Annotated in this window: 30 protein-coding genes, 1 tRNA gene and 1 riboswitch; of the genes, 16 read left to right on the top strand and 15 right to left on the bottom strand. The window is 71.1% G+C overall.

The annotated features are described in order from the left end of the window. Nucleotides 1-8: 8 nt before the first annotated feature. The 5 genes from FV226_RS00525 to FV226_RS00505 all read right to left on the bottom strand — a co-directional run bounded on the left by FV226_RS00525 (nt 9) and on the right by FV226_RS00505 (nt 3,037). The gene (locus tag FV226_RS00525; RefSeq protein ID WP_187278693.1) at nt 9-593 is read right to left on the bottom strand and encodes a Uma2 family endonuclease; all 585 of its coding nucleotides are present in this window, start codon (nt 591-593) and stop codon (nt 9-11) included. A gap of 81 nt (nt 594-674) precedes the next feature. Beyond that, nucleotides 675-1,709 (bottom strand): cobalamin biosynthesis protein CobW, encoded by a 1,035-nt coding sequence (cobW, locus tag FV226_RS00520; protein WP_147761374.1) that lies wholly within the window; start codon nt 1,707-1,709, stop codon nt 675-677. 18 nt (nt 1,710-1,727) lie between these two features. Beyond that, nucleotides 1,728-2,096 carry a DUF1636 domain-containing protein gene (locus FV226_RS00515; RefSeq protein WP_147761373.1) on the bottom strand — a complete coding sequence of 123 codons (369 nt, stop codon included), beginning with the start codon at nt 2,094-2,096 and terminating at the stop codon, nt 1,728-1,730. Then, nucleotides 2,089-2,838 carry a CbtA family protein gene (locus tag FV226_RS00510; protein WP_147761372.1) on the bottom strand — a complete coding sequence of 250 codons (750 nt, stop codon included), beginning with the start codon at nt 2,836-2,838 and terminating at the stop codon, nt 2,089-2,091. The genes FV226_RS00515 and FV226_RS00510 overlap by 8 nt, the downstream gene beginning before the upstream one ends. A gap of 22 nt (nt 2,839-2,860) precedes the next feature. Continuing rightward, a complete protein-coding gene (locus tag FV226_RS00505) occupies nt 2,861-3,037 on the bottom strand; it encodes a CbtB-domain containing protein (protein WP_147761371.1) in 177 nt (58 codons plus the stop codon). Between the two features lie 36 nt (nt 3,038-3,073). Next, a riboswitch (cobalamin riboswitch) is annotated at nt 3,074-3,262 on the bottom strand. Nucleotides 3,263-3,329: 67 nt separating this feature from the next. Between FV226_RS00505 and cobU the strand changes: the two genes are divergently transcribed. Then, on the top strand, nt 3,330-3,857 hold the full coding sequence (gene cobU / locus FV226_RS00500) for a bifunctional adenosylcobinamide kinase/adenosylcobinamide-phosphate guanylyltransferase (protein WP_147761370.1): 528 nt from the start codon (nt 3,330-3,332) through the stop codon (nt 3,855-3,857). Further along, nucleotides 3,854-4,501 (top strand): cob(I)yrinic acid a,c-diamide adenosyltransferase, encoded by a 648-nt coding sequence (gene cobO, locus FV226_RS00495; RefSeq protein WP_147761369.1) that lies wholly within the window; start codon nt 3,854-3,856, stop codon nt 4,499-4,501. Before cobU ends, cobO begins: the two co-directional genes overlap by 4 nt. 130 nt (nt 4,502-4,631) lie before the next feature. On the opposite strand, the gene FV226_RS00490 is transcribed toward cobO, so the two are convergent. After that, complete coding sequence (locus tag FV226_RS00490) at nt 4,632-4,823, bottom strand: hypothetical protein (RefSeq protein ID WP_147761368.1); 192 nt, start codon at nt 4,821-4,823, stop codon at nt 4,632-4,634. Nucleotides 4,824-4,913: 90 nt separating this feature from the next. On the opposite strand from FV226_RS00490, the gene FV226_RS00485 reads away from it, so the two are divergent. Continuing rightward, nucleotides 4,914-6,365: a cobyric acid synthase gene (locus FV226_RS00485; RefSeq protein WP_187278692.1), complete on the top strand. Its 1,452-nt coding sequence runs from the start codon at nt 4,914-4,916 to the stop codon at nt 6,363-6,365. A gap of 161 nt (nt 6,366-6,526) precedes the next feature. Next, nucleotides 6,527-7,906, top strand: a complete 1,380-nt coding sequence (locus FV226_RS00480) for an MFS transporter (RefSeq protein WP_147761367.1) — start codon at nt 6,527-6,529, stop codon at nt 7,904-7,906. Here the strand turns inward: FV226_RS00480 and cbiB are convergent. Further along, on the bottom strand, nt 7,840-8,829 hold the full coding sequence (gene cbiB, locus FV226_RS00475) for an adenosylcobinamide-phosphate synthase CbiB (protein ID WP_147761366.1): 990 nt from the start codon (nt 8,827-8,829) through the stop codon (nt 7,840-7,842). The genes FV226_RS00480 and cbiB overlap by 67 nt on opposite strands. On the opposite strand from cbiB, the gene cobD reads away from it, so the two are divergent. Further along, the gene (gene cobD, locus FV226_RS00470; RefSeq protein WP_147761365.1) at nt 8,809-9,837 is read left to right on the top strand and encodes a threonine-phosphate decarboxylase CobD; all 1,029 of its coding nucleotides are present in this window, start codon (nt 8,809-8,811) and stop codon (nt 9,835-9,837) included. The two genes, cbiB and cobD, sit on opposite strands and share 21 nt — an antisense overlap. Before the next feature lie 10 nt (nt 9,838-9,847). Here the strand turns inward: cobD and FV226_RS00465 are convergent, their stop codons facing one another. Next, nucleotides 9,848-11,035 (bottom strand): MFS transporter, encoded by a 1,188-nt coding sequence (locus FV226_RS00465; protein WP_147761364.1) that lies wholly within the window; start codon nt 11,033-11,035, stop codon nt 9,848-9,850. A 332-nt stretch (nt 11,036-11,367) separates the two neighbouring features. On the opposite strand from FV226_RS00465, the gene FV226_RS00460 reads away from it, so the two are divergent. The 3 genes from FV226_RS00460 to FV226_RS00450 all read left to right on the top strand — a co-directional run bounded on the left by FV226_RS00460 (nt 11,368) and on the right by FV226_RS00450 (nt 14,692). Then, nucleotides 11,368-11,571 carry a hypothetical protein gene (locus FV226_RS00460; RefSeq protein WP_147750156.1) on the top strand — a complete coding sequence of 68 codons (204 nt, stop codon included), beginning with the start codon at nt 11,368-11,370 and terminating at the stop codon, nt 11,569-11,571. Nucleotides 11,572-11,706: 135 nt separating this feature from the next. Then, nucleotides 11,707-13,110: a malonyl-CoA decarboxylase gene (locus FV226_RS00455; protein ID WP_147761363.1), complete on the top strand. Its 1,404-nt coding sequence runs from the start codon at nt 11,707-11,709 to the stop codon at nt 13,108-13,110. Between the two features lie 46 nt (nt 13,111-13,156). Then, nucleotides 13,157-14,692, top strand: coding sequence for a malonyl-CoA synthase (locus tag FV226_RS00450; protein WP_147761362.1), 1,536 nt, complete (start codon nt 13,157-13,159; stop codon nt 14,690-14,692). Nucleotides 14,693-14,785: 93 nt separating this feature from the next. Here the strand turns inward: FV226_RS00450 and FV226_RS00445 are convergent, their stop codons facing one another. Further along, on the bottom strand, nt 14,786-15,193 hold the full coding sequence (locus tag FV226_RS00445) for a MucR family transcriptional regulator (protein ID WP_147761361.1): 408 nt from the start codon (nt 15,191-15,193) through the stop codon (nt 14,786-14,788). Nucleotides 15,194-15,617: 424 nt separating this feature from the next. On the opposite strand from FV226_RS00445, the gene FV226_RS00440 reads away from it, so the two are divergent. Continuing rightward, nucleotides 15,618-16,712: an NAD(P)/FAD-dependent oxidoreductase gene (locus FV226_RS00440; protein WP_147761360.1), complete on the top strand. Its 1,095-nt coding sequence runs from the start codon at nt 15,618-15,620 to the stop codon at nt 16,710-16,712. A 30-nt stretch (nt 16,713-16,742) separates the two neighbouring features. Here FV226_RS00440 and FV226_RS00435 read toward each other — a convergent pair whose 3' ends face one another. Genes FV226_RS00435 through FV226_RS00425 form a run of 3 tightly spaced genes read right to left on the bottom strand, consistent with a single transcriptional unit; the run spans nt 16,743 to nt 18,338 of the window. Continuing rightward, nucleotides 16,743-17,459, bottom strand: coding sequence for an LrgB family protein (locus tag FV226_RS00435; protein ID WP_147761359.1), 717 nt, complete (start codon nt 17,457-17,459; stop codon nt 16,743-16,745). Then, nucleotides 17,456-17,854: a CidA/LrgA family protein gene (locus FV226_RS00430; protein ID WP_147761358.1), complete on the bottom strand. Its 399-nt coding sequence runs from the start codon at nt 17,852-17,854 to the stop codon at nt 17,456-17,458. Before FV226_RS00430 ends, FV226_RS00435 begins: the two co-directional genes overlap by 4 nt. A gap of 13 nt (nt 17,855-17,867) precedes the next feature. Then, a complete protein-coding gene (locus tag FV226_RS00425) occupies nt 17,868-18,338 on the bottom strand; it encodes a TerB family tellurite resistance protein (protein ID WP_147761357.1) in 471 nt (156 codons plus the stop codon). A gap of 219 nt (nt 18,339-18,557) precedes the next feature. Between FV226_RS00425 and FV226_RS00420 the strand changes: the two genes are divergently transcribed. The 7 genes from FV226_RS00420 (at nt 18,558) to FV226_RS00390 (ending at nt 23,526) form a co-directional block, all read left to right on the top strand. Next, nucleotides 18,558-18,633: transfer RNA gene (locus FV226_RS00420), tRNA-Thr, on the top strand. Nucleotides 18,634-18,793: 160 nt separating this feature from the next. Then, nucleotides 18,794-19,090: a hypothetical protein gene (locus FV226_RS00415; RefSeq protein WP_147761356.1), complete on the top strand. Its 297-nt coding sequence runs from the start codon at nt 18,794-18,796 to the stop codon at nt 19,088-19,090. Between the two features lie 248 nt (nt 19,091-19,338). After that, a complete protein-coding gene (locus FV226_RS00410; RefSeq protein ID WP_147761355.1) occupies nt 19,339-19,539 on the top strand; it encodes a hypothetical protein in 201 nt (66 codons plus the stop codon). Between the two features lie 265 nt (nt 19,540-19,804). After that, entirely contained in the window at nt 19,805-20,071 is a 267-nt protein-coding gene (locus FV226_RS00405; protein WP_147761354.1) for a hypothetical protein, read from the top strand. Nucleotides 20,072-20,207: 136 nt separating this feature from the next. After that, complete coding sequence (locus FV226_RS00400; protein WP_187273540.1) at nt 20,208-21,626, top strand: FAD-binding oxidoreductase; 1,419 nt, start codon at nt 20,208-20,210, stop codon at nt 21,624-21,626. A gap of 117 nt (nt 21,627-21,743) precedes the next feature. Continuing rightward, nucleotides 21,744-23,057: an MFS transporter gene (locus tag FV226_RS00395; RefSeq protein ID WP_147761353.1), complete on the top strand. Its 1,314-nt coding sequence runs from the start codon at nt 21,744-21,746 to the stop codon at nt 23,055-23,057. An 85-nt stretch (nt 23,058-23,142) separates the two neighbouring features. Next, entirely contained in the window at nt 23,143-23,526 is a 384-nt protein-coding gene (locus FV226_RS00390) for a VOC family protein (RefSeq protein ID WP_147761352.1), read from the top strand. Nucleotides 23,527-23,538: 12 nt separating this feature from the next. Here the strand turns inward: FV226_RS00390 and FV226_RS00385 are convergent, their stop codons facing one another. From FV226_RS00385 to FV226_RS00375, 3 genes are all read right to left on the bottom strand, one after another. After that, nucleotides 23,539-23,727: a putative motility protein gene (locus FV226_RS00385; RefSeq protein ID WP_147761351.1), complete on the bottom strand. Its 189-nt coding sequence runs from the start codon at nt 23,725-23,727 to the stop codon at nt 23,539-23,541. 123 nt (nt 23,728-23,850) lie between these two features. Next, nucleotides 23,851-24,249 (bottom strand): nuclear transport factor 2 family protein, encoded by a 399-nt coding sequence (locus FV226_RS00380; RefSeq protein WP_246685655.1) that lies wholly within the window; start codon nt 24,247-24,249, stop codon nt 23,851-23,853. Between the two features lie 137 nt (nt 24,250-24,386). Then, nucleotides 24,387-24,962 (bottom strand): L,D-transpeptidase family protein, encoded by a 576-nt coding sequence (locus FV226_RS00375; RefSeq protein WP_147761350.1) that lies wholly within the window; start codon nt 24,960-24,962, stop codon nt 24,387-24,389. Between the last annotated feature and the right edge of the window lie 233 nt (nt 24,963-25,195).

Here is a 25,195-nt window from a genome sequence, read left to right as displayed (position 1 = left end):
GCGCTGAGTCAGCCTGCCGATTCGTCGGGCTCGTCGGCGACGAGGCGAGGCCGGTTCGGGAAGGTCACGCCGTCGTAGATTTCCGAGGCCGGCAGGACGATCCCGAGCGCTGAGATAGAGACCGTCGCGGCGAGGCCGAGCAGCCGTGTCTCGGCCCAAGTCCGGTCGGGCTCGCGCGTCCACAGGCGAACTTCCGCCGCGTTGGGCTCGACCAGCACGATGTGCTCGAGGTCGGCCATCGTGCGGTACTCGGCGAGCTTTTCGAACGCGTCGAAGTCCCGCGCGCTCGGCGACAGCACTTCGACGACGACCCGCGGCTGCGCCGCCTTGAGAGCGTTCGGATCGCGCGGCCCACAATCGACGCCGATGTCGGCGCGGCGGATCTGGCCGGGCAGCGTCTCGACGCTGCCGTCACCGGTGAACGGGCGGCATCCGCTGCCGCGCAAGGCCGTGCGCAGCCAAGCAAGGACGTTCACGACGATGTCGTCGTGGACGTTGCGAGCACCCGCCATCATCCGTACCGGCACTCCGCCGACGAGCTCGTAGCGCTCCGCCTGGGCTTCCTGCCAGGCGAAGAACGCATCCAGGCTCATCGGGCTCTCGCGGCGGTCCAGCATCCCGGGATCTGCGGTGGTCGTGAAAACGGGCAGTGTAGCGCGGGCGGCGGACAAGCCCTAGCCGGCCAGCGCTTCCGCGACCGCACCCTGGTCGAAACCCTTGAGGCCGATCACCACCAGGGTGCCGTCGCGCGGCTCGCTCGCGGTCCAGGGCCGGTCGAAATGATGGGTGATGCGGCGGCCGACGCCCTGCACCACGAGGCGCATCGGCTTGCCCTCGACGGCGCAGAAGCCCTTGATCCGCAGGACGCCCTTGGTCTCCGCCGCCTTCTCGACGCGGGCGGCGAGGTCGGCGGCGGTGATCGCGGTGCGGACCGGGAGCGCCACGGTCTCGAAGTCGTCGTGGTCGTGGTCCTCGCCCTCGCCGTGATGCGACGGGCGCGCGTCGAGGTCGTCCTCGGCGGCGGCCTGGAGGCCGAGCAGCACGCGCGGGTCGATCCGCCCGTGGGCGGTCTCGACCACCTTCACCGCGCGGGGAAGCTGGCGCTCCACCTCGACCCGGACTGCGGCGAGGCCGGCGGCGTCCATCATGTCGGCCTTGTTGAGCACGACGAGGTCGGCGCAAAGGAGCTGGTCCTCGAACACCTCTTCCAGCGGGTTGTCGTGGTCCACGGCCGTGTCGGCGGCGCGCTGGTTCGCCAGCGCCTCGGGGTCCTCGGCGAAGGCGCCGGACGCCACCGCCGGCCCGTCCACCACCGCGACGACGCCGTCCACGGTCACCCGCGAGCGGATCGCCGGCCACTGGAAGGCCTGGACCAGGGGCTTCGGCAGGGCGAGGCCGGAGGTCTCGATCAGGATGTGCTCGGGCGGGTTCGGGCGGTCGAGGAGCGCCGTCATCGCCGGCACGAAGTCGTCCGCGACGGTGCAGCAGATGCAGCCGTTGGGCAGCTCGACGATCGAATCCTCGGTGCAGCCCTCGATGCCGCAGGCGGCCAGGAACGACTTGTCGAAGCCGACGTCGCCGAACTCGTTGACCAGGATCGCGAGCCGGCGCCCGCCGGCGTTCTCGACCACGTGGCGCACCAGCGTCGTCTTTCCGGCACCGAGGAAGCCGGTGACGATGGTGCAGGGGATCTTCGCAACGATGGTCATGGGGATCTCGCCGATGGCTCAGGCCGCGCGCGGCGGAAACGGGGGGATGCGGGCGACGACGCCCTTGCGGAACTCTTGCGGGCGCTGCTTCCACGGCACGATCCCGTCGGGCGTGCCGGCGTAGAGCCCGACGCCGTCGAGGATGATGCGTGCCGACGCCGCGGGGTCGAGGTCGCCGTAGACGTAGGTCCAGCGATCCTCCGCCGCCACCGCGACGGTGCAGGGCCGCTTGCAGACGGAGAGGCACTCGACCGCCTCGATCGTCACCCCGTCGGGCGCCGGCAGCGCGCGCAGCGCGTCGAGCAGGCGGGCGCCGGCACGCGGGCCGTCCGGTGCGTCGCCTTCCATGCGGCAGGTGGTGCAGACGTAGAGGACCGTGTCAGCCACGGGCGCCTGCCGCGGTCTTCGGCCCGAAGGTCTGCCACGCGCGGCCGAACGCCAGCCCGATCACCGCCCAGAACACGAAGGCGATGGCGAGCGAGCGCGCGGCGAACTGCGCGGCGAGGCCGGCGGGAAGCTCGGAGGGCGTCGCCGCCACCTCCGGCGCGCCGGCCAGATGCGGCGCGACGATGAGCACAAGTCCGCCGAGGATCGTGATCGGCACCCGGCGGATCGCGATGAGGTAGATCCCCATCGCGGTGGCGGCGGCGGTCATCAGCCACCAGACCTGGCGCGCGACCAGAGGAGCCGCCTCGCTACCGGGCAGCTCCGGCGGCAGGCCCAGCGCCGGCGCGAGCGCCACGGCGAGGAAGCCGGCCACCGCGAAGGCGAGGCCGCGTTCGGGCGACGGCTCGCGGCCGGTCGCCAGCATCACCGCGCCGAGCAGCAGCGCGTAGCCGATCCCGCCGACGAGGGTCGCGAGCCCGGTGAACAGCATGCGCGGCAGGCCCGCGCCCGGCTGCCACTCGGGCGCGGCCTTGGAATCGTGGTCGTGCCCGGCATGCGCCAGCACGATCGGCAGGCGATCGGGCATCGGGGCGACGGCGGCTGCGGAGCCGGGGGTGGCCTGGGTCTCGTAGCGCTCGGCCGCGATGATCAGCGGCGAGGTGAGCGCGAGTTCGAGGCCCGTCACCAGGACGGCCGCGAGGAAGCCGGCGGCGAGCGCCGCCGACAGGAGCCGGATGAGCATGGGAGCGCCTGGGTTCAGGCGGTCAATGGCAGGGGAAGTTCTGCGTGTGCCGGAAGTCGTGCGCCGCGTTGTGCAGCGCCGAGGCGGGCGAGAAGCCGGCGAGGAACACGAGCCCGAGGCCGAGCATGGCGGCGACGGCGATGGCGACGAAGCCTTCGTTCGCGCGGGTGCCGGTTTGGGTGAGGGTCTGGGTGGTCATGTCGACAACATCTCCGGCCGCCCCGCCGGCGGCGTTCGAGAAAGCGCGGGGGACGGCAGGTCTCCTGGCTCGCGGATCGCCGCGCCTGCCGCCTTCCCGAAACATCGGTGGCCGAGGGCAGGAGCTAACCGCTCACAGTTGCGGGGGCAGCCGCGGAATCGGGTTTCCCCTCACCGCATTCCCTTTTCACCCCGTCTCCGGGGCACCGTCTCCACCAGCCATAGCCTGTCCGGCGCACCCGCACAACGGAGGCTTTGACGGGCACGCCACGGTTGGGGCATGGGTCTTCGCCATGCAGCAGGCCGCGCCTCGGACGACCCTCGTGCTCGGCGGTGCGCGCTCGGGCAAGAGCGCCTACGCCGAGAGGCTGATCGAGGCGGAGCCCGGCCCCTGGTTCTACCTCGCAACGGCGCAGGCCTGGGACGACGAGATGCGCGCGCGGATCGCCCTCCACCGGTCCCGCCGGTCCGGCGACTGGATCACGCGGGACGTGCCGACGGCGCTGGCCGCGGCGATCGCCGACGCGCCGGGACCGGTGCTGGTCGACTGCCTCACGCTGTGGCTCACGAACCTGATCCTCGCCGACGCCGACCTCGACGCCGAGACGCAGGCCCTGGTCATCGCCTGCCGGGCGGCGCGGGGCCCCCTCGTTCTGGTCTCGAACGAGGTCGGCCTCGGGATCGTCCCGGACAACGCGCTCGCCCGCCGCTTCCGCGATGCGGCCGGGCGCCTCCACCAGGCCCTCGCGGCCGAATGCGACCGCGTCGTGCTGACGGTCGCCGGGTTGCCGCTGACCGTGAAACCGCAGGGAACGTCATGACCGACGACGCCAAGCCCGACGACGCCAAGCCTGACGACGCCAAGCCTGACGACGCGACGCGCCATCGCGAGAAGATGGAGAAGCGCAAGGCGGTTCAGGACGCCGAGGTGGCGGCCAAGACGATCGAGAAGGGGCTCCTCATCGTCAACACCGGCCCCGGCAAGGGCAAGACCACGGCGGCGCTCGGCCTTGCGCTCCGCATGCTCGGACGCGGGCACCGGGTCGGCATCGTGCAGTTCATCAAGGGCGCCTGGGACACCGGCGAGGCGCATGCGCTCAAGGTCTTCGGCGACCGGGTCGCGTGGCACGCCATGGGCGAGGGCTTCACCTGGGAGACGCAAGACAAGGCTCGCGACATCGCCGCCTGCCTCAACGCCTGGAACCAGGCGACCGACCTGATGGCCGACCCCGGCATCCGCCTGCTCATCCTCGACGAGCTCAACATCGCGCTGCGCTACGACTACCTCGACCTCGATGCGGTGGTCGCGACGCTCAAGGCCCGCCGCCCGGACCTCCACGTCGTCGTCACCGGCCGCAACGCCAAGCCCGCGCTGATCGAAGCCGCCGACCTGGTCACCGAGATGGGCAGCGTGAAGCACCACTTCGCAGCGGGCGTGAAGGCGCAGGAGGGCATCGAGTTTTGATCGGTCGTCGGCGCGGCGTGGTGCGCCTTCCAGGCCAGCCAGTCCTCGATGCGCAAATTTTCGACGCGGTCGAACTCGCGGCCGTTGTCCGCGAATGCGGGCAATGTGCGAGCGCCGCGCAAGCATCGGCCTACAAATCCACTGGGTCCGGCTCTGCCCGATCGACAGGCTCGATATCGCCTTCGCGATCGAGCGATGGAAGCCCGTCGAGCGGGGCGATCAGGGTCGGGTGCACGATCGTATCAATGGCGAAATGGTCGCCGTCGCTTTGCATGACGGCGTGGTTCCGATTTTCAGGAAGCACTCTGATCGTTCGCTTCATTGCATCCGATCGCTCCGCTTTCTGGCGAGCTTATGCCGCGCGGAAGGAGGAAGGACATCTTTCTTCCTTCGCCATGCCTTCGGTGACGGCATGACCCGCGCCCTGATGATCCAGGGCACCGGCTCCGACGTCGGCAAGTCGCTGATCGTCGCCGGGCTCGCGCGGGCCTTCACCCGGCGCGGGCTGCGCGTGCGCCCGTTCAAGCCGCAGAACATGTCGAACAACGCCGCCGTCACCGCCGACGGCGGCGAGATCGGGCGGGCGCAGGCGCTGCAGGCGCGGGCGGCCGGCGTCGCGCCGTCGATCCACATGAACCCGGTGCTGCTCAAGCCGCAGAGCGAGGTCGGCTCGCAGGTTGTGGTGCAGGGCCGCATGGTCGCGACCGTGAAGGCACGCGACTACCAGGCCTGGAAGCCGAGGTTGCTGGAAGCGGTGCTCGACAGCTTCTCGCGGCTGAAGGCCGAGGCCGACCTCATCCTCGTCGAGGGTGCTGGCTCGGCCTCCGAGGTGAACCTGCGCGCCGGCGACATCGCCAACATGGGCTTCGCCCGCGCCACCGACACGCCCGTGGTGCTGCTCGGGGACATCGACCGCGGCGGGGTCATCGCCAGCCTCGTCGGCACCAAGGCGGTGATCGACCCGGACGACGCCGCGATGATCGTCGGCTTCCTGGTCAACCGCTTCCGGGGCGACCCGACCCTGTTTTCCGACGGGATGGACCTGATCGCGCGCCACACCGGCTGGGCGAGCCTCGGCCTGATCCCGCATTTTCCGCAGGCCGCGCGCCTGCCGGCCGAGGACGTGCTCGGGCTCGTTGGGTCGGCCGGCCCGGCCGCGACCCGCATCGCCGTGCCGGTCCTGCCCCGGATCGCCAACTTCGACGACCTCGATCCGCTTCGCGCCGAGCCGGCGGTGGAGGTGGTGCTGGTGCGTTCCGGCGAGCCGATCCCGGGCGACGCGGCCCTGGTGCTGCTGCCGGGATCCAAGACCACGATCGACGACCTCGATTTCTTCCGCGCGGAGGGATGGGACGGGGATCTGCGGGCGCATCTACGCCGCGGCGGGCGGGTCCTGGGGCTGTGCGGCGGCTACCAGATGCTCGGGCGGACGCTGTCCGACCCAGACGGCATCGAGGGCGCGCCGCGCACCGTTCCGGGGCTCGGGCTGCTCGAGGTCGACACGGTGATGACGCCCCTGAAGCGCCTCGAGGCGGTTTCCGGCACGAGCCTGCCCGACGGCATCCCGTTCTCCGGCTACGAGATGCATGTCGGCGACACGACCGGCGCCGATTCGAGCCGGCCGCTGCTGCGCCTGGCCGACGGACGCGCCGACGGGGCGGTGTCGGCCGACGGGCTGGTCTGCGGCACCTACGTTCACGGGCTGTTTTCCGACGACCGGCAGCGGGCCGCCTGGCTCGCCCGCCTCGGCGCGCGATCCGACGGCGCCTCCTACGAGGCCGGCATCGAGCGGGTGCTCGACGCGCTCGCCCTGCACCTCGAACGCCACGTCGACTGCGACCGGCTGCTGGCGCTGGCCCGGTAGGGACTCGCGCGCGTGACAGGCGAGCGGGTCCTGTTCCCGTCGCGGGTGATACGCGCTCCGAACCGCGCCACCGCCCGATAGGCAGGCGCCGCGTCCCGGCCTAGGCTCCGCCGAAAGCGCGGTCCTTCGCGAAGGGACCGCCGGACGCCGAGGAACGCCCTATGACGCCCATTGACACCGCGGCCGACGACGCGCTCGCCCGGCGCACGATCGCGACGGTGACGTGGCGGCTGATGCCGCTGCTCGGGGTGATGTACCTGGTCGCCTACATCGACCGGCAGAACATCTCCTACGCCAAGCTGCAGATGGTCGGGGATCTGGGATTGAGCGAGAGCGTCTACGGGCTCGGCGCGTCGCTGTTCTTCCTCGGCTACTTCCTATGCGAGGTGCCCGCCAACGTCATCCTGGAGCGGGTCGGCGCGCGGCTGTGGTTCGCCCGGATCATGGCGACCTGGGGCCTGATCACGGTGCTGCTCGGCTTCACCCAGAACACGGTGATGTTCTACGTGCTGCGCTTTCTGCTGGGCGTCGCCGAGGCCGGCTTCTTCCCCGGCGTGCTGTTCGTGCTGACCCTGTGGTTCCCGCAGAAGCACCGCGCCGCGATGATCGGCTGGTTCATGATCGCGAGCGCGGTGGCCAACGCCGTCGGCGCGGCGGTCGGCGGGGCGCTGCTCGACCTCGACGGCGCGCTCGGGCTCAAGGGCTGGCAGTGGGTCTTCGTCAGCACCGGCGTGCCGGCGCTGTTCCTTGCGGTGATCGTCCTGCTCGTCCTGCCGGAGGGACCGGAGAAGGCGCCCTGGCTCGATCGCGCCGGCCGCGACTGGCTCAGCCGGACGCTGGAACAGGAGCGCGAGGCCGGCGGCAAGGTCGAGCACGGCAACCCGTTCGCGGCGCTCCTCGACCGGCGGGTGTGGATGCTCGCCAGCGTCTACGTCGCGTTCCCGCTTGGCGCCTACGGCCTGAGCTACTGGCTGCCGACGGTGGTGCGGAGCTTCGGCGTCACCAACACCGTCAACGGCTTCATCAACATCATCCCGTGGGTGGTCACCGGGTTCGCCCTGTGGTGGGTGCCGCGGCATTCCTCGCGGACGGGCGAGCAGACCTGGCACGTGGTCGGGCCGGGGCTCGTCGCGGCCGCGGCGCTGGCGCTGAGCGTGGTTGTGCCGGGGTCGGGCCTGAAGTTCGCCTGCCTGTGCGTGGCCGCCGCCGGCATCTTCTCGGCGCAGCCGGTGTTCTGGTCGCTGCCGCCGACCTTCCTGAAGGGCGCCTCGGCCGCGGCCGGCATCGCGGCGATCAACTCGGTAGGCAACCTCGGCGGCTTCATCGCACAGAACGCGGTGCCGATGATCCGAGACCGCAGCGGCAGCGACCTCGTGCCGATGATCTTCCTCTCGGCCTGCCTCGTGGTCGGCTCGTGCCTCGTCTTCGTGGTGCTCGGCGCCCTGCAGCGCGACGCCGGCCGCCGCGCCGCGGTTCAGAGCGTAACGAGCAAGGCGCCGACGGTCGCGAGCCCCCACAGCAGTGCGCAGGCGGTGCGGTAGAGGCGCAGCGCCCGCGCGATGTCCTCGGCGGTGGCCGCCGCGCGGCCGTCGCCCATCCAGGCATCCTCGACCGCGACGCCGGCGTAGACCCGCGGGCCGGCGAGCCGCAGGCCGAGCGCGCCCGCCATCGCCGCCTCCGGCCAGCCGGCGTTCGGCGACCGGTGGCGGCGTGCGTCGCGGCGGATCGCGCGCCAGGCGCCGGCCGGCGAGGCGCCGCGATGGAGCCCGGCGGCGGTGACGATCAGCACGGCGGTGAGCCGCGAGGCCGGCAGATTCACGAGGTCGTCGAGGCGGGCCGAGGCCCAGCCGAACGCTTCGTGACGCGGGGTGCGATGGCCGACCATGCTGTCGGCGGTGTTGATCGCCTTGTAGAGCGCACCGCCCGGCAGGCCGCCGAGCCCGATCCAGAACGCCGGCGCGACGATGCCGTCGGAAAAGTTCTCCGACAGGCTCTCGATCGCGGCGCGACAGATCGCGGCCTCGTCCAGAGTCTCCGGATCGCGCCCGACGATCATCGCGACCGCACGGCGACCGCCGACGAGGCCCTCGGCCCGCAGGCCCTCCGCCACGCGGGCGACGTGCTCGTCGAGGCTGCGCTGCGCCGGCAGGCTGGCACTGGCGAAGGCGAGCAGCGCGATCGCGGGAAGCGTGCCGGCCAGTCCCGCCAGCGCCGTGAGGCCGAGCGCGACGGCGCCGACGACGGCGACGAGGATCAGGAGGGCGAGCACCCCGCCGAGCCGCCGCGCCCGGGCAGCCCCTCGGTTCAGCCCGCGGTCGAGCGCGGCGATCAGCCGGCCGATCCAGGTGACAGGGTGGCCGAGCGCCCTGTAGAGCGCGTCCGGATAACCGAAGGCCGCCTCGATCGCGAGGGCGAGGGCGAGGATGGCGAGCGTGTCGGGCGGATGAGCGAGCGCGGAGGACATGGCGTCTGGGATTTCGGTGTGCCCGAGGGGGAGCCGATCGCCCATGGCGGCGACCTCGACGCGGCGCGCCGGATGTTCCCGCAGGCGCCGGAGCCGTGGCTCGACCTCTCGACCGGGATCAATCCGGTCCCCTATCCCTGCCCGCCGCTCGACGCCACCCTGTTCCACCGGCTGCCCTCGGTGGCCGACCACGCGGCCCTGCGCGCGGCGGCGGCGCGGGCCTACGGCGCGGCGGCTTCCTGCATCGTGCCGGCGCCGGGCACGCAGATCCTGATCGAGACGATCCCGCGCCTCGTCGCGCCGAGCGCGGCCGCCGTCGTCGGGCCGACCTATGCCGAGCACGCGGCGGCCTGGGCGCGGGCCGGGCATGCGGTCTCGGCGGTGCGCGACCTCGGCGAGGCCGGGGACGCGCAGGTCGTCGTCGTGGTCAACCCGAACAATCCCGACGGCCGGACCTGGCCGGCGTCGACCCTGCTGGCGGCGGCCGACGACCTGTCCGCCCGCGGCGGGATGCTCCTCGTCGACGAAGCCTTCGCCGACTTCGAGTCCGTCGTGAGCCTGTGTCCCTATCTCCGCCCGGGACTCGTGGTGCTGCGCTCCTTCGGCAAGACCTACGGGCTCGCGGGCCTGCGGCTGGGCTTCGCCGTCGCCGAGGCGGGCCACGCGCGCCGGATCGCCGCCGCGCTCGGGCCGTGGGCCGTCGCCGGGCCGGCGCTGGCGATCGGCCGAGCCGCCCTCGGCGACGCGACGTGGCGCAGCGAGGCCGCAGCCGCGCGCGCCGCCGACGCGGGACGGCTTGACCGCATGATCGCGCGGGCAGGCGGTACGTCGGTCGGCGGGACCGTCCTGTTTCGCACCGCCGACTTCCCCGATGCGCCGGGCCTGTTCCGACGGCTCGGCGAGGCCGGCATCCATGTCCGGCGCTTCACGGAGGCGTCGGCGCGCCTGCGCTTCGGGCTTCCCGCGGACAAGGACGCCTGGTGCCGCCTGTCGCGGATCCTCCGGTGAGGGCGGATCCTCAGGTCAGGGTGGGGCGCCGATCGAACACGGCGACGAGGAGGGCGGCGACGGCGAAGGCGATGCCCACCAAGCAGACCCCGGCCCAGCCGGCGAGCAGGAAGGCCTGCGATCCGGCGTAGGCGCCGATCGCCCCGAACACGAACATCGCCGTGAACAGCACTGTGTTGATCCGCCCGCGGGCGCCGGGGACGAGGGCGTAGGCGCGGGTCTGGTTGGCGATCAGTGCCCCGTTCATGCCGATGTCGATCAGCAGCACGCCGACGGCCACGGCGCCGAGCGACCACGTGCCGCCGGCCCAGAGCACCGCGAAGGCCGCGACGACGAGGAGGCTGCCGCCGACCACCACGGGCCGCGCCCCGCGCAGGTCGGTGAACCGGCCCGAGACCGGTGCCACCAGCGCGCCGCAGACGCCGATCACCCCGAACAGCCCGGCGCCGGCCGCGGTCAGGTTGAACGGCTCGGCCTCCACGAGGAGCGCGAGCGTCACCCAGAACGCATTGAAGGCGGCAAACAACAGCGCCTGCGACAGGCTGGCGTTGCGCAGCACGGGCTGCGTCTTCGCCAGGTGCAGGATCGACAGCATCAGCGCGCGGTAGCGCAGACGCTTGGCCTCCGTGCGCGGCAGGGTCGCCGCCGCGATCGCCGCCATCCCGAGCGAGACCGCGGCGGCCGCGAAGAACACCGCCCGCCAGCCGAGATGCGCGCCGACGAAGCCGCTGACCGTCCGGGCGAGCAGGATGCCCGAGAGCAGCCCGGTCATCACCTGCCCGACGACGCGCCCGCGGCTGGCATCCGGCGCGAGTTCCGCCGCGAAGGGCACCGCCTGCTGCGCCGCCGACGAGAGGAAGCCGATCAGCAGGCTCGCGAGCACCAGGACGGATAGATTCGGGCTGAGTGCCGCGACCACCAACACCACGCTCAGCGCGAGCAACTGCGCGATGATCAGCTGGCGCCGGGGCCAGGCGTCGCCGAGCGGCACGAGGCCGACGATGCCGAGCCCGTAGCCGACGAGGCACGCGGTCGGCACCCACAGGGCGGCGCGCGGCCCGAAATCGGCCACGAGCAGCCCGAGCAACGGCTGGTTGTAATAGATGTTGGCGACCGCACCGCCGGCGATCAGCGTCAGCCCGATCCGCGCGGTCGTGCTCAGAGCCGGATGCGGCGAAACCGTCGAGACGTCGCTCACGAGCGGGCTTTCGGATCGCGCGAGCGGTTCGGCGCTGTGAGCATGTCGGTCGGCTCTCGCATGGTGGGTGATCGAAAGTCGCCTAGGCGGGGTCCGGTGCCATGGCAACGGCGGGTGGCGCGGGGCACGGCCGCGTAGGAGTGGCGCACCCGGTGTCGATTCCGGACCCGCCTCCCTATGTTCCTTTGCGGAACGTTGTTCCGCGCACGGCCCGATCGCTCGCAATCGATTTGTCGATCGAGGCGTTCCGGGTTCTGATGCCGTTCATGCGACGGATGACACCGATTCGTGCCGCGGAGCGCATCCGACGCTTCGAGAAGGAGAGGATTTTCATGCCGAACTACCGGGTGGATTTCGAGAAGCAGATCTTCGGGCTTCCCTTCACCATCGGATCGGTGGAGATCCATCGCGCGCGCGACCCCGACCGCGCCCGGCGGGCCGCCGAGCTGAAGTTCGCCCGCCAGTACGGCCTGGGCGACTGGCGCGAGCGCGCCGACAGCGCCGTGGTGGCGCAGGCCGGCGACGAGCGCCGATAGGGCGTCGTACCTCGCCCGGAGGGTCTGGTCCCGCGCGCCGTCACGCCGTAAACGGTGTGGCCGACGGCATCGCCGTCCGGGACGACCGGGGCCTCCGCGGCGGCCGGTTTCGAGGCGAGACGCGGACGGCGATCCATGGCGGCGATCTCTTTCTTCGGCGACCTCCTCCAGACCATCAGCGATCGCGGTCGCGACCTCATCGGCATCGGCCGCGGCGACCTCGCCGCCCGGGCCAACGCCGCCGAACTGGTCAAACTCTGCGACGACCTGATCTCGCGGCGCGGCGAAGCCTCCGGCGTCGCCCTGGCGCGGCTGATCCTCGACCGTTACGCGACGCTGGGCACCGACGAGCGCCACGCCTTCCTGCGACTCATCGCCATCGAGTTCGACGCGGATCACGACGCGGTGGACGCCGCGATCGAGGCCTACCGCGCCGACCCGACCCGCGCGCGCCTCGGAAGCCTGCACGAATCGGCCGAGCCGCGCTCCCAGGAGCTGATCCGCCGCCTCAATCTCGCCCGCGACGGGACGCTCAGCCTCGTGCGCATGCGCGAGGACCTGTTCGACCTGCGCCGAATCCTGCGCGACGAGGGCGAGCCCAACCTGATCGACGCCGCCGACAGCCTCGATTCGGATTTCGAGCACCTGTTCGCCTCGTGGTTCAATCGCGGCTTCCTGGTGCTGCGCCACATCGACTGGACGACGCCGGCCCACATCCTCGAAAAGATCATCCGCTACGAGGCGGTCCACGAGATCGCCGGATGGGACGACCTGCGCCGCCGCATCCAGCCGGTGGACCGGCGCTGCTTCGCCTTCTTCCACCCGGCGCTGGTCGACGAACCGCTGATCTTCGTCGAGGTCGCCCTGACGAGCGCGATCGCGCCGGCGATCGCGCCGATCCTGTCGCAGGCGCGCGACCCGCTGCCGCTGAAGTCAGCGACCACGGCGATCTTCTACTCGATCTCGAACTGCCAGAAGGGCTTGGCCGGCGTCACCTTCGGCAACTTCCTGATCAAGCAGGTGGTGGAGGACCTCGCCCGCGAGATCCCGACCCTGAAGACCTTCGTCACGCTCTCACCAGTCCCGGGCTTCGCGCGCTGGCTCGACCGCGAGCGGCGCGCGGACGCCCCGCAGGGCCTGACCCGCGACGACATCGAGGCGTTGCGCCAACTCGACGAACCGGATTGGGCGACCGATAAGGCGAAGTCCGACGCCGTGCGCAAGGCGCTGCTGCCGGCCGCCGCCGCCTACTTCCTGCGCGCCAAGAACGAACGGGGCCGACCGCTCGATCCGGTGGCCCGCTTCCACCTCGGCAACGGTGCCCGGCTCGAGCGGATCAACTTCCTCGGCGACGTCTCGGAGAAGGGGCTGAAGCAGTCCTACGGGCTGATGGTCAACTACCTCTACGACCTGTCGGCGATCGAGAAGAACCACGAGACCTATGCCAACCTCGGCACGGTGTCGGCCTCCGGCGCCGTTTCGCGCGAGTTGCGCGCCAACCTGCCGCCGCCGCGCTCCGTCGCCCTCGCCGAGGCGTGAGGCGGGTGGGCCGAAGTCGATCATCCGTTCCGCTGGGCGTTGTGTCATGACGAATCATCTCTTCGCGCTGATCCGCGAGGCCTTGCCGGCGGAGGCCGCGGCCAAGACCTTCATCGAGACTCCGGACGGGCGCCGCCACAGCTACGCCGACATGCTCGCGCGCAGCGGCGCCTACGCGAACGCCCTCGTTGCCGCCGGCGTCCGCCCTGGCGACCGGGTCGCGGTGCAGGTCGAGAAGAGCGCCGAGGTGGTGTTCCTCTATCTCGGCGCGGTCCGGGCCGGCGCGGTCTTCCTACCGCTGAACACCGCCTACACGGCGGCCGAGGTCGCCTACTTCCTCGGCGACGCCGAGCCCGCCCTGTTCGTCTGCGACCCGGCCAAGCGCGCGGCTTTGGCGCCGGTCGCCGAGAATGCGGGTACCACCCGCGTGCTCACCCTCGACGCCGCCGGCCGAGGCACCATCGCCGAGGCGGCTGACGCGCAAGGGGCGGACTTCGCGGACGTGGCGCGGGGGCCGGAGGATCTCGCCGCGATCCTCTACACCTCCGGCACCACGGGGCGCTCGAAGGGCGCCATGCTCAGCCACGATAACCTCGCCTCGAACGCGCGCACGCTGGTCGAGGCCTGGCGCTTCACCGCCGACGACATGCTGATCCACGCGCTTCCGGTGTTCCACACCCACGGGCTGTTCGTGGCGATCAACACCGTGTTGGCCTCGGGCGGCAGCATGCTGTTCCTGCCGCGGCTCGACGCCGGCCTGATCCTCAAGCTGATGCCGCGGGCGACCAGCATGATGGGCGTGCCGACCTTCTACACCCGCCTGCTCAAGGATCCCGGCCTGACCCAGGCGGCGACCGCGCATATGCGGCTGTTCACCTCCGGCTCGGCGCCGTTGCTCGCCGAGACCCACGCCGAATGGCAGGCCCGCACCGGCCACGCCATCCTCGAGCGCTACGGCATGACCGAGACCAACATGAGCACCTCGAACCCCTATGGCGGCGAGCGCATCGCCGGCACGGTCGGGTTCCCGTTGCCGGGCGTCGAGCTACGCGTCGTGGATCCGGACACGGGGTCCGCGCTCGGTCCCGAACAGGTCGGGATGATCGAGGTGAAGGGTCCGAACGTGTTCAAGGGCTACTGGCGCATGCCCGAGAAGACCGCGGCCGAGTTCAAGGTGGACGGCTACTTCGTCACCGGCGACCTCGGCAAGGTGGACGGGCGTGGGTACGTCCACATCGTCGGCCGCGGCAAGGACCTCATCATCACCGGCGGCTTCAACGTCTACCCGAAGGAGGTCGAGACCGAGATCGACGCGATGCCGGGCGTCGTCGAATCGGCGGTGATCGGCCTGCCGCACGCCGACTTCGGCGAGGGCGTCACCGCAATCGTGGTCGGCGCCGAGGACGCCCCCGACGAGAAGGCGGTGCTTGCCTACCTCGAAGGGCGCCTCGCCCGCTTCAAGTGCCCGAAGCGGGTGCTATTCGCCGACGACCTGCCGCGCAACGCCATGGGCAAGGTCCAGAAGAACATCCTGCGCGACCAGCACGCCGGCCTGTATCGCGACGGTGCCGGCGCAGCCTGACCGGTCAAGGATTGAGCGTTCGCCGCGTTCGCTTACCGAGGCGGCGTGCCGCCCGCGCCTCCGGCAGGCGCGTCCGAGCGAGAGCCCGCTGGATCACTCCGCCGCCTGCTGCATCCGCAGGCGCTGGTTCTGTCCGATGGTGCGGGAGATCAGGGAGCGGCGCGCGCTGTAGCTGGCCGAGACCAGGGGATAGTCCACCGGCAGGCCCCACTTGGTGCGGTAGGCCTCGGGCGACAGGCCGCGCAGCGTGAGGTGCCGGCGCAGCGCCTTGTAGGGCTTGCCGTCCTCGAAGCTGACGATCGTGTCCTGGCGGATCGAGGCGCGGATCTGCGCATCGGTCGGCTTGGCCAGCACCGGCTTCGGCGGGGTCGCCAGGCCCGTGAGCGAGCCGTGGACCGTGCGGATCAGGTCCGGCAGGCCTGTCGCCGGTACGGAGTTGCGCGCGACGTAGGCGGTGAGGATCTTCGCGGCGAGGGCGATGGGGTCCGTCGTGGTCTGCACGGTTCGTCTCCTTCCGAAGGCTGTCGGGTCGGTGCGTGTCCAAACGTGCTGTCGCCGGGAACTCGATGTCGGCGTCGTCGATCACCCGGAACGGTCGCGGCAGGTCGGCCTGCCCCGGCACGATTATGCGCGCGGAAGGCCGAAACACAACTTCTGCGCGACTCAATCAGTGATTTAAATCTACTTAGAATTGATTAACAGGCTCAAGTCGGTTGCAATAAGACGCCTCTGAGGTCGTCGCCCTGCGGTTTCGCGTTTGGGAGCATGAGGTTGGCCACCACCGACGCGTCGACGCCTCGACAGTCCAAGCTATACAATTCCCGGTTGCATTTGCGGTCATCGGCCGAGTGCGGCGGTTTGGGCGCGGCTCAGGTCTTTACCGCTGGGCGATCGTCGCCGAGAACCGGATGCGGAGGAGCGCAACATGGAAGTCCTGGTCGTCGGTGCGGGCGTCGTCGGTCTCGCGGTGGCGCGCGCCCTTGCACTGCGGGGACACGAGGTGGTCGTGGCGGAAGCGGCCGAGGCGATCGGCACCGGCGTGTCCGCGCGCAACTCGGAGGTGATCCACGGCGGGATGTACTACCCGGCGGGCTCGCTCCGGGCGAAGCACTGCGTCGCCGGCGCGCGGATGCTCTACCGTCTCTGCGCGAGCCACGGCATCGGCCACCGCGCCTGCGGCAAGCTGATCGTCGCCACGACGGACGCCGAGGCCGGGACGATCGCCGCGATTCGCGATCGTGGCGTCGAGAACGGCGTCGAAGGCCTGGAGCTGCTGGACGCCGCCCAGGCCCGGCGCCTGGAACCCAACATCTCCTGCACCGCAGCGCTGCTGTCGCCGCAGACCGGCATCGTCGACAGCCACGGCCTGATGCTCGCCCTGCAGGGCGAGCTCGAGGATCGCGGTGGGGCGATCGCGCTCCATACTCCCGTCACGGGTTTGGCGCGCAAGGCTGGCCGCTGGGTCGCAACCTTCGGTGGCGCGACGGCGGGCGAGTACCCGTGCGATGCCGTCGTCAACGCCGCCAGCCTCGACGCGCAGACGCTCGCCGCCCACACGGACGGGTACCCGGCCGAGCGGGTGCCGCGTCGCGTCCTGGCCCGGGGCAACTATTTCGGCTTCACCGGCAAGGCGGCCTTCGGACGCCTGATCTACCCCGCGCCGGTCGAAGGCGGGCTCGGCACCCATCTCACCCTGGATCTCGCCGGCCGCATGCGCTTCGGGCCCGACGTCGAGTGGATCGATGCGATCGACTACCGGGTCGACCCGTCCCGCGGCGACGCCTTCTACGCCGCGATCCGGCGCTACTGGCCGGGCCTGCCCGACGGATCGCTGGTCGCGGATTATGCCGGCATCCGGCCGAAGCTCACCGGCCCCGGCGAGCCGGCCGCCGACTTCCGCGTGGACGGGCCGGCGGAGCACGGCCTGCCCGGCCTCGTCCACCTGTTCGGGATCGAGAGCCCAGGCCTGACCGCGAGCCTGTCGCTCGCCGAGGACGTGGCCGACCGGCTGGCGGCGTGACGCGCACGGGCTCGGAAGGCCCGCGAACCGTCAGGACAGGATGCGCAGGGCCAGCGGCACGAAGATCGCGGTGAGGAAAGCGTTCAGACCCATGGCGATGCCGGCGAAGGTGCCGGCGACCTCGCTGACCTGGAACGCCCGCGCGGTGCCGACCCCGTGGGCCGCGAGCCCTACCGCGAAGCCGCGCGCGCGCATGTCCCGGATGCCGAGGGCCTGCATCAGCGGCGTCACCAGGATCGCGCCGGTGATGCCCGTCAGCATCACCAGCACCGCGGTGAGCGTTGGGTCTCCGCCGAGCGCCTCCGAGATGCCCATGGCGACGCCGGAGGTGACGGATTTCGGGCTGAGCGAGACGATCACCGCTTCCGGGATGCCGAGGGCGCGCCCGAGCAGGATCGCGCTTCCCAGGGCGACCGTGCAACCGGAGACCAGCGCCGCCAGCATCGGCAGGAGCGCGCGCATCACCGTGGCGCGGTGCTCATAGAGCGGCATCGCCAGCACCACCGTCGCCGGCCCGAGCAGGAAGTGGACGAATTGCGCGCCGTCGAAATAGGTGGCGTAGGGGGTGCCTGTGAGCGTCAGCACCGTGCTGGTGATCGCGATGGCGATGAGCACCGGGTTTACCACCGGGTGCCGCCCGCTCGCCGCCGAGATCCGGTCGGCCACGAGGTAGGCGACGAGCGTCACCGTCAGCCAAAGCAGCGGCGTGCGCGCGAGGTAGACCCAGACCGCGAACTCGCCGCTCACCGCTCGCTCCCCGTCCGCGCCGTCAACCGCGCGACCCAGAGGAAGACCAGGACGGTGGCGACCAGCGCAGCGGCGGTGGAGACCACCACCACGACGGCAAGGCGCAGGCCCTGCGCCTGGACCACGTCGAGGCGCCCGACGATCCCGGCGCCGGCCGGCACGAACATCAGCGACAGGTTGGAAAGCAGCCCGCGCGCCGTCGTCTCCAGCGTTCCATCGGTGAGCGGCTTCGGCAGGATTTGCGCGAGGCGCAGCGAGCGCCGGTCGCGCAGCACGAGGAAGGCCAGCATCAGCGCCATGCCGAGGACCGGGCCGGGGACGGGCAGGCCGGCGCTGCGAGCGAGGCCTTCGCCCAGCAGCTGCGCCAGCAGGATCAGGGTGAGGCTCGCGATCATCGATCGCCGCCGCTCAGGCCGGATCGAGGGCGATGCCGGGAACACCCTCGCCGCGGGCCCGCGCGATCCCGGCCTCGTCGAAGCCCAGGAGCTTGCCGAGGCGCCAGACCAAGGCCTCCTCGAACTCGTCGATGGTGCCGTCGGCGGCGGCCACCGACCACGCCATCGCCAGGATGCGCCCGCGCTCGCCGGCATCGGCCTCGTGCGGCAGCATCTCGACGAGGCTCGCCACGTCGCGGGTCTCCGAATCGAAGGCGGCGGCGCGTGCGATCAGGGCGTCGGCGGATTCGGCGCTCACGGCGTAGCGCCCGCGCACCAGCCGCGCGAGGCGCTCCGATTCCGCCGGCGCCAGGATGCCGTCGGCCCGCGCCACGTGGACGAGGAGCGCGGTGGCGGCCAGATGGGTGTCGTCGCCCGGCGCCTCGTGCGCGGCGACGCCGAGGGCCTCGGCGGCATAGGCCCGCAGGCGTGCGATCAACGACATGGCGATGTTCCGGCAACCGGCGCGCCCGGTACGACCGGACCCTTCCCGCCACATCCGCGCCCGTCAAGGACGCGCGGGGCCGCTCATGCGCTTCCCCGTCCCGGCGTGTCCCGCCTGCATCGCCGAGCGCGCGCTGCACGGTCTCGCCTTGCCAAGCGGGGACCGGACGGCTATGCACCGTGGCCTCGGCATCCGCCTTCGACGCGGCCGCCGACGGATGCCGCTTTAGCTCAGCTGGTAGAGCACCTCATTCGTAATGAGGGGGTCGGGGGTTCGAATCCCTCAAGCGGCACCACTACTTAGTGCTTTCCTCGTTTCCCTAAGACGATCGCAGGCCGGCGAAGGCTGAGCGGGCTCCACGGAACCGTTCGTCGGATTTCGCTGGAATATTCGAGTCGATGGCGCGACGCACAAGGCGGCGCTAAGGTGCCTGCGCGGCGTACAGGACCCTCGATATGCGAAGCTTCATCCTCGCTCTGGCGATCGCGAGCGCGCCATTCCCCGCGTTCGCGATCTGCAACTGCGCGTGCGTGAATGGCAACGCTGTGGCGCGATGCTCCTCGACGGCGGACAACATCCCGATCTGCCAGGTGCTGTGCCCGCCATCCGTCGCCACGCAGTCTATCTCCGGGCCTTCGGTCGCGCCCCCCGGTGCACCGCAGCGTCGGCCCGACACCGTGATCATCAACCAGCAGAACGACGAGCTGAGATCCCAAGGCATCACGCCAAGAGATGGGCAGCCGCTCCGCTGACCGGCGGACAGTCGGCTGAGGCGGAGCACGCGTTTCGGCGTGACGGAGCGGATGCTGGAGCGCGCGGCGACTGGTTGTTCTCAGGTCTGATCTCGAGTTTCAGAAGGCGCGTCTCCCTTCGGAAACGCACGCGGCGCGGCCGAGGGTCGCTGCGCCGACGATGTCCGGAACGGCGCCCCTGAACGCCGGGTTTGCCACCGACCGAGCGCGGCACGCAGGACGCGCCGCCCGATCGATGGGAAGACACGATGTCCAACAAGCATCTCAAGACCGACGTGCCGACCGATGCCGACCTGAAGGGGAACCCGGGGATCGGGCAGTCGAAGGGCCTGACCGGCCACGACATCGCGGACATCGAGGCGGACTCGACTGTCGAGGGCGACACCGCCAACGAGACCAAGCTCGACGGTGGCATCGATCCGAACCATCGGGGCCGGACGAACAAGTGACCGTGTCGTAGATCGAAGGCTGAGGCGGCTTGCGTCGGATGGCGGCCCGCCTCAGTCCCCGGCCTTCTTCGAACGCGGGCCAAGCGTCGATGCGATGCTCGTCCATCGCCACGGCTTCTGTGCTCTATCATCGGAAAGGTTTTAATCCCGAATGCTGCGTGCGCGTCGGCACGTCGAGACGGAAAGCGGCTCCCCATCTTGGGTTCAGGCAGAGAGAAACGAACCCAAATCCGGGTTTGACCTGCACAGGAGCCACGCCGTCACCATGAAGACCCGTATCGCCGCCTTCGCCGCCGCTGCTATTCTCGGCGTTGCCTCGATCTCGTCCGCGATGGCCTACGAGACCCCTTCCCGCTACACCGGCTATTCGCCCTACGCCGTCGAGACGACGGGTTCGTTCGGCGGATACGGCCCGCGCTTCGACCGCGACCCGGCCAACTGCCGCATGAGCTCGGCGGCCGAGGGCAACGCCAACCAGCAGAACTTCCCGGTGAAGCAGTACGGCCAGACCTCCGGCGGCAACCGCTGCTGATCGGTCGCGCGACACTGAGCGTCAGGTTCGAGCGGCGGGGTGCGAGCCCCGCCGCCTTCGTTTGCGCCTCCGCGGCTTCCCATCCGGCGTCCATGGCGACATGGTCCGCGCAGGTCCGATCCCGCGCGAGCTGCCGATGACCCCGTCCGACCCCGTCGCCGCCTTCCGCACCGCCCTCGGCGAGGGCGGCGTGCTCACCGGCTCCGACACCGCACGCTACACCCGCGACCAGCGCGATTTGATGCAGGGCGAGGCCGACGCCGTCCTGCGGCCGAGATCGGTGGCGGAGGTGCAGGCGCTCGTTTGCCTGGCGAAGGCCGAGGGTTTTGGGCTGGTGCCCCAGGGCGGCAACACCGGCTACGTCGGCGGGGCGACGCCGCAGGCCGGCCGGCGGCAACTGGTGGTGAGCCTGGAGCGGATGGCGCGCATCCGCTCCGTCGACCCGCTCGACTTCACGCTAACCTGCGATGCCGGCGCGATCCTCGCCGACGCGCAGGCTGCGGCGGCCGCGCACGACCTGCTGCTGCCGCTGAGCCTCGGCGCGGAGGGAAGCTGCCGCCTCGGCGGCAACCTCGGCACCAATGCCGGCGGCCTGCAGGTTCTGCGCTACGGCATGACCCGCGACCTCGTCCTCGGCCTGGAGGCGGTGCTGCCGGACGGCTCGTTATTTTCCGACATGAAGCGTTTGCGCAAGAACAACATCGGCTACGACCTCAAGCAGCTCTTCGTCGGCGCCGAAGGCACGCTCGGCATCGTCACCGGCGTGGTGCTGAAGCTGTGGCCGGCGCAAAACCACCGCGCCACCGCATGGCTGCAGCTCGCCGCCGACGCGCCGATCCCCGAGATCGCCGCGTTCCTCCGTCGCGAGACCTCGGACCTGGTCACGACCTTCGAGCTGATCTCGGCCTCCTCGCTCGCGCTGGTCGCCGAGATGCGCGGCGCCCCGACCGGGTTCGCCACCGGGGAGGGCGGAGCGGTGCTGCTCGAGCTCTCGTCCTCGTCTCGGCACATCCGCCTTGACGACGTGCTGATGGCCGCCCTCGAATCGCTGATGGAGCGGGGGTGGATCACCGATGCGGCGTTGGCGAGCTCCGAGGCGCAGCGCCGGGCGATGTGGGCCGTGCGCGAGACCATCCCTGAGGGCGAGAAGCACGCAGGCGGCTCGGTGAAGCTCGACATCGCCGTGCCGCTCTCGCAGCTCGGCGTCTTCCTGGTCCGGGCCGGCGCCGTGCTGGCGGAACGGATGCCGGGCGTGCGCCTGTCGTTCTACGGCCATGTCGGCGACGGCAACGTGCACTACAACCTGATGGTGCCGGCGGGCGAGGACCGGCTCGCCTTCACCCGCCGGGTCGAGGACGGCATCGCCCACGAGATCTACGCGGTGGCGATCGACCTCGGCGGCAGCTTCAGCGCCGAGTACGGAATCGGCCGCTTCAAGCGCGACCTGCTCCATCGCTACGCCGACCCGACCCGTCTGACCTTGATCGAGACGATCAAGCACGGCCTCGATCCGGACGGGCTGATGAACGCCGGGGCGATGACCGAGCGGCCTTGATGCCGGCCGCCGCCTTTCCACGACTCGCGCCTCTCATCGAGTCCACGCTTGGCGCCCGAAGAAAATACATGCATATGCCTGTTTCGGGTGAGGCGCCCCGATTCGCGCGAGGGTGATATGATCGTGGCCAGTCCGTCCCATGCCCTGTCTGGATCGCTCGCCCGCGTTCTGGCGCGCCGCGGGGTACATTACGGCTGGGTCTCAGCCGCGGTCACCTTCCTGACCATGCTGGTGACGGCCGGCGCGGTCGGCGCCCCCGGGGTGCTGATCCTGCCGTTGCAACGGGAGTTCGGCTGGGACACGGCCTCGATCTCGTCGGCGCTGGCGATCCGCCTCGTGCTGTTCGGCTTGATGGGCCCGTTCGCGGCCGCCCTGATGAACCGCTACGGCCCGCGTCGGATCGTGCTCTTGGCGCTGGCGCTGATCGCCTCCGGCCTGCTGGCCTCGCTCGCCATGACCCAGCTCTGGCAGCTGATCCTGCTCTGGGGCGTCGTCGTCGGCGTCGGCACCGGGCTCACCGCGCTGGTGCTTGGGGCGACGGTGGCGACGCGCTGGTTCTCGCACCGCCGCGGCCTCGTCGTCGGCCTGCTCACCGCGAGCTCGGCGACGGGACAGCTGATCGTTCTGCCGGTCCTCGCGGCGCTCACCGAGGCGATGGGCTGGCGTGCGGCCCTGCTCACGATCTGCGGCCTGCTCGGGCTGGCGGCGACCTTCGTGTTCCTGCTTCTGCGCGACCGACCGGAAGATGTCGGCCTGCTGCCCTATGGCGAGACCACCGCGAACGCCGCCCCGCCGCGCGGGCTGGCCGTGGGCGCCATCGCAGCCCTGCGCGGGGCGGCGCGGACGAAGGTGTTCTGGGTGCTGTTCTTCACCTTCTTCATCTGCGGCGCGAGCACCAACGGGCTGATCCAGACCCACTTCATCCCGCTCTGTGCCGACTATGGGCTGCGCCCGGTCCAGGCGGCGAGCGTGCTCGCCGGCATGGGCGTTTTCGATTTCGTCGGCACCGTCGCCTCGGGCTGGCTGTCGGACCGCTACGACAACCGCTGGCTGCTGTTCTGGTACTACGGCCTTCGCGGGCTCTCGCTGCTGTGCCTGCCGTTCTCGGACTTCTCGTTCACCGGGCTGTCCCTCTTCGCGGTGTTCTACGGCCTCGACTGGATCGCCACAGTGCCGCCGACCGTGAAGCTCGCCGCGCAGCGGTTCGGGCGCGAGCGCGCGAACGTGGTCTTCGGCTGGGTCTTCGCCGGACACCAGCTCGGCGCGGCGACGGCGGCCTTCGGCGCCGGCCTGTCGCGCACGGAGCTGCAGAGCTACCTCCCGGCCTTCTTCGCCGCCGGCGCGCTTTGCCTCGTCGCCTCGGCGCTGATCCTCACCCTGAGCCCGCCGCGGCGGGAGGGCGTGCCGGGCGCGTTGCCCGCCGCCGGCTGAAGCCTCATACCGGCCTCCGCGCCGCCGCGACCGGGCATCGACCCCCGTCGCCGCGGCGGCCGCCCACGACGGAGGACCAAGCACGGTGTTCAGCCACATCACGATCGGCAGCAACGACCTCGCCCAGACGAAGGCGTTCTACGACGCGCTCTTCGCCGCGACCGGCGGAGAGCCGGGTTTCGAAGATGCCAAGAGGCGGCTGATCTACGCGCACCGCGGCGGCCGACTGATCGTCACCAAGCCGGTCGACGGGAAGGCCGCGACCGGCGCCAACGGCGGCACCATCGGGTTCACGATGGAAAGCCCGGACGAGGCCAAGGCTTGGCACGACGCCGGCGTCGCGAACGGCGGCACATCGGTCGAGGACCCACCGGGCGAGCGCACGGGGTCCGCCGGCAGGATGTACCTCGCCTACCTGCGCGATCCGGACGGCAACAAGCTCTGCGCGCTCTACCGTTTCCCAAGCTGACGCGGCCGGCGGCTACACCGTCCGGTCGACGAGCCGCCCCTGGCCGGCGGGCGCCGGCGGCGAGGCGGACGCCGCCGTCTCCGCGAGCAGGGTGGCGACCCCTTTCTGCGCGTCGATCTGCTGCCGCGCGACCGCGGTGCCGATCGACTGAGACAGGGCACCGGCCTGCATCTGGACGGCTTGGGCAACGAGGCTGGTCATGCCCCATCCTTGCCCCGCGACGATGAAGGACGGGTTACGCGGGTGCTGCGAGGTTCGTCGCGGGATTCGGCAGGGGGCCGGCTTCGGCCCAACGTCTGCTTCGCGAGCCGAAGCCGGTAACGCCTAGGTCTTCTGCGGGTCCAGCATGACCCAGAGGCGCTCGATCCGGCCGTCGACGACGTCCGCCACGTCCGAGCCGGTGACGACGACGGGTCCGTCGCTGGGGCCGGCACGCCAGCGCAGGACGCCGAAACCGTGATGCCCGACCGCGGCGCCGTCGGGCACGAAGCGGAAGTCCGGCCCGAACTGTTCGAGAAGCTTGCCGGCGACCTCGGAGATCGCCGCACGACCCCTAACGACGTTCGCGGGCTCGTACATGACGGGGCCGGCGCCATAGAGCTCGTCCAGAGCGCACGCACGCATGCTGCCGTCACGTTCGTTGAACACCCGTTCCAGGTTCGCGCGGAGCAGGCGGTCGTAGTCCGGCCCATCCGTCGTCGCGGGCGTGATTGCGTCCGGCACGGTGCATCCTTTCGCGGTAGTGATGTCACACGCGAGCGTATCGGCCGGGATGGCGGGTGAGAAGGTGCGGACGGGTGGAGATCCGCCCATCGCAGACACGACGATTCGCTGTCTCGTCTGGAACCGTCCCCGCCAGGTCACCCGATCACGATCCGCGTCCGCGGCCCCAGCCGCCGCAGCAGCCGCAACAGGTCCGCGCGCTTCAGCGCGACGCAGCCCTCCGTCGGCGTGTAGCCCGGGCGGGCGACGTGCAGGAAGATCGCGGAGCCGCGGCCGGGGCGGATCGGGCCCCGGTTGTGGTCGAGGTCGATCACCACGTCGTAGAGGCCGTCGTCGCGCCACATCCGCTCCGCGCTCACGCCGGGCGCGGGGAGGGCGATCGGGCGGTTGTAGCGCCGGTCGCGGACGTCGTCGCACCAGCCGTCGCCGGGGGCGGTCCGGCGCAAGGGTAGGGCGGTGACGGGGCGGGCGAGGTTGTCCGGCCTGTAGCTGCCGCCGCGCAGGCGAAACCGGCCGCGCGGCGAGCCGCCGTCGCCCTCGCGCTTCACCTGCACGATACCACCACTGCCGAGCGCGCAAGGGATGATTGCGGCGCCCGCCTGCAGCAGGCCCTTGCGCCGGTCGCCGACCCGCGGATGCACCTTGAGCGTCGCCAAGGTTCGGGCCGTCCCGGAATCGCGGTGGCGTTCATGAGGGCGGGGACGCTTCGTCATGATGCTGGGCGAACCTGAGGTGCGGGCGGCCGGAGGGCGGGAACGTGGCGTCCCTGCGCAGTGAAGCGTGGCGGCGGCGGGTTGGCTGTCACGAAAAGGGTCGTATAATTGTGCACAAGCCAATTCCCCGCCGCGAAAAGCACGTTATTCTAAGGCGTCTACCCGGGTCGAAGAACCCTCGGGTCCTTTGGGAGCGAGATCGTCCGAGCACCGGAACTCCGGGGCGCGATCCG

The sequence above is a fragment of the Methylobacterium sp. WL12 genome, from assembly GCF_008039475.1.
GTDB classification, from domain to species: Bacteria; Pseudomonadota; Alphaproteobacteria; order Rhizobiales; family Beijerinckiaceae; genus Methylobacterium; species Methylobacterium cerastii.
Note: the sequence above shows the minus strand (reverse complement) of the source record. Positions and strands in the feature narration are given on the sequence as shown.

What these genes read in the sequence shown, in the direction of transcription:
- FV226_RS00440 (WP_147761360.1), top strand. Translation starts at nt 15,618, where the DNA reads ATGGAAGTCCTGGTCGTCGGTGCGGGCGTCGTCGGTCTCGCGGTGGCG.
- FV226_RS00460 (WP_147750156.1), top strand. Translation starts at nt 11,368, where the DNA reads ATGCCGAACTACCGGGTGGATTTCGAGAAGCAGATCTTCGGGCTTCCC.
- FV226_RS00415 (WP_147761356.1), top strand. Translation starts at nt 18,794, where the DNA reads ATGCGAAGCTTCATCCTCGCTCTGGCGATCGCGAGCGCGCCATTCCCC.
- cbiB (WP_147761366.1), bottom strand. Translation starts at nt 8,829, where the DNA reads ATGTCCTCCGCGCTCGCTCATCCGCCCGACACGCTCGCCATCCTCGCC.
- FV226_RS00395 (WP_147761353.1), top strand. Translation starts at nt 21,744, where the DNA reads ATGATCGTGGCCAGTCCGTCCCATGCCCTGTCTGGATCGCTCGCCCGC.
- cobW (WP_147761374.1), bottom strand. Translation starts at nt 1,709, where the DNA reads ATGACCATCGTTGCGAAGATCCCCTGCACCATCGTCACCGGCTTCCTC.
- FV226_RS00405 (WP_147761354.1), top strand. Translation starts at nt 19,805, where the DNA reads ATGAAGACCCGTATCGCCGCCTTCGCCGCCGCTGCTATTCTCGGCGTT.
- cobO (WP_147761369.1), top strand. Translation starts at nt 3,854, where the DNA reads ATGACCGACGACGCCAAGCCCGACGACGCCAAGCCTGACGACGCCAAG.
- FV226_RS00525 (WP_187278693.1), bottom strand. Translation starts at nt 593, where the DNA reads ATGAGCCTGGATGCGTTCTTCGCCTGGCAGGAAGCCCAGGCGGAGCGC.
- FV226_RS00430 (WP_147761358.1), bottom strand. Translation starts at nt 17,854, where the DNA reads ATGATCGCGAGCCTCACCCTGATCCTGCTGGCGCAGCTGCTGGGCGAA.
- FV226_RS00385 (WP_147761351.1), bottom strand. Translation starts at nt 23,727, where the DNA reads ATGACCAGCCTCGTTGCCCAAGCCGTCCAGATGCAGGCCGGTGCCCTG.
- FV226_RS00410 (WP_147761355.1), top strand. Translation starts at nt 19,339, where the DNA reads ATGTCCAACAAGCATCTCAAGACCGACGTGCCGACCGATGCCGACCTG.
- FV226_RS00480 (WP_147761367.1), top strand. Translation starts at nt 6,527, where the DNA reads ATGACGCCCATTGACACCGCGGCCGACGACGCGCTCGCCCGGCGCACG.
- FV226_RS00400 (WP_187273540.1), top strand. Translation starts at nt 20,208, where the DNA reads ATGACCCCGTCCGACCCCGTCGCCGCCTTCCGCACCGCCCTCGGCGAG.
- FV226_RS00485 (WP_187278692.1), top strand. Translation starts at nt 4,914, where the DNA reads ATGACCCGCGCCCTGATGATCCAGGGCACCGGCTCCGACGTCGGCAAG.
- FV226_RS00375 (WP_147761350.1), bottom strand. Translation starts at nt 24,962, where the DNA reads ATGACGAAGCGTCCCCGCCCTCATGAACGCCACCGCGATTCCGGGACG.
- FV226_RS00490 (WP_147761368.1), bottom strand. Translation starts at nt 4,823, where the DNA reads ATGAAGCGAACGATCAGAGTGCTTCCTGAAAATCGGAACCACGCCGTC.
- FV226_RS00455 (WP_147761363.1), top strand. Translation starts at nt 11,707, where the DNA reads ATGGCGGCGATCTCTTTCTTCGGCGACCTCCTCCAGACCATCAGCGAT.
- cobU (WP_147761370.1), top strand. Translation starts at nt 3,330, where the DNA reads ATGCAGCAGGCCGCGCCTCGGACGACCCTCGTGCTCGGCGGTGCGCGC.
- FV226_RS00505 (WP_147761371.1), bottom strand. Translation starts at nt 3,037, where the DNA reads ATGACCACCCAGACCCTCACCCAAACCGGCACCCGCGCGAACGAAGGC.
- FV226_RS00510 (WP_147761372.1), bottom strand. Translation starts at nt 2,838, where the DNA reads ATGCTCATCCGGCTCCTGTCGGCGGCGCTCGCCGCCGGCTTCCTCGCG.
- FV226_RS00425 (WP_147761357.1), bottom strand. Translation starts at nt 18,338, where the DNA reads ATGTCGTTGATCGCACGCCTGCGGGCCTATGCCGCCGAGGCCCTCGGC.
- FV226_RS00450 (WP_147761362.1), top strand. Translation starts at nt 13,157, where the DNA reads ATGACGAATCATCTCTTCGCGCTGATCCGCGAGGCCTTGCCGGCGGAG.
- cobD (WP_147761365.1), top strand. Translation starts at nt 8,809, where the DNA reads ATGAGCGAGCGCGGAGGACATGGCGTCTGGGATTTCGGTGTGCCCGAG.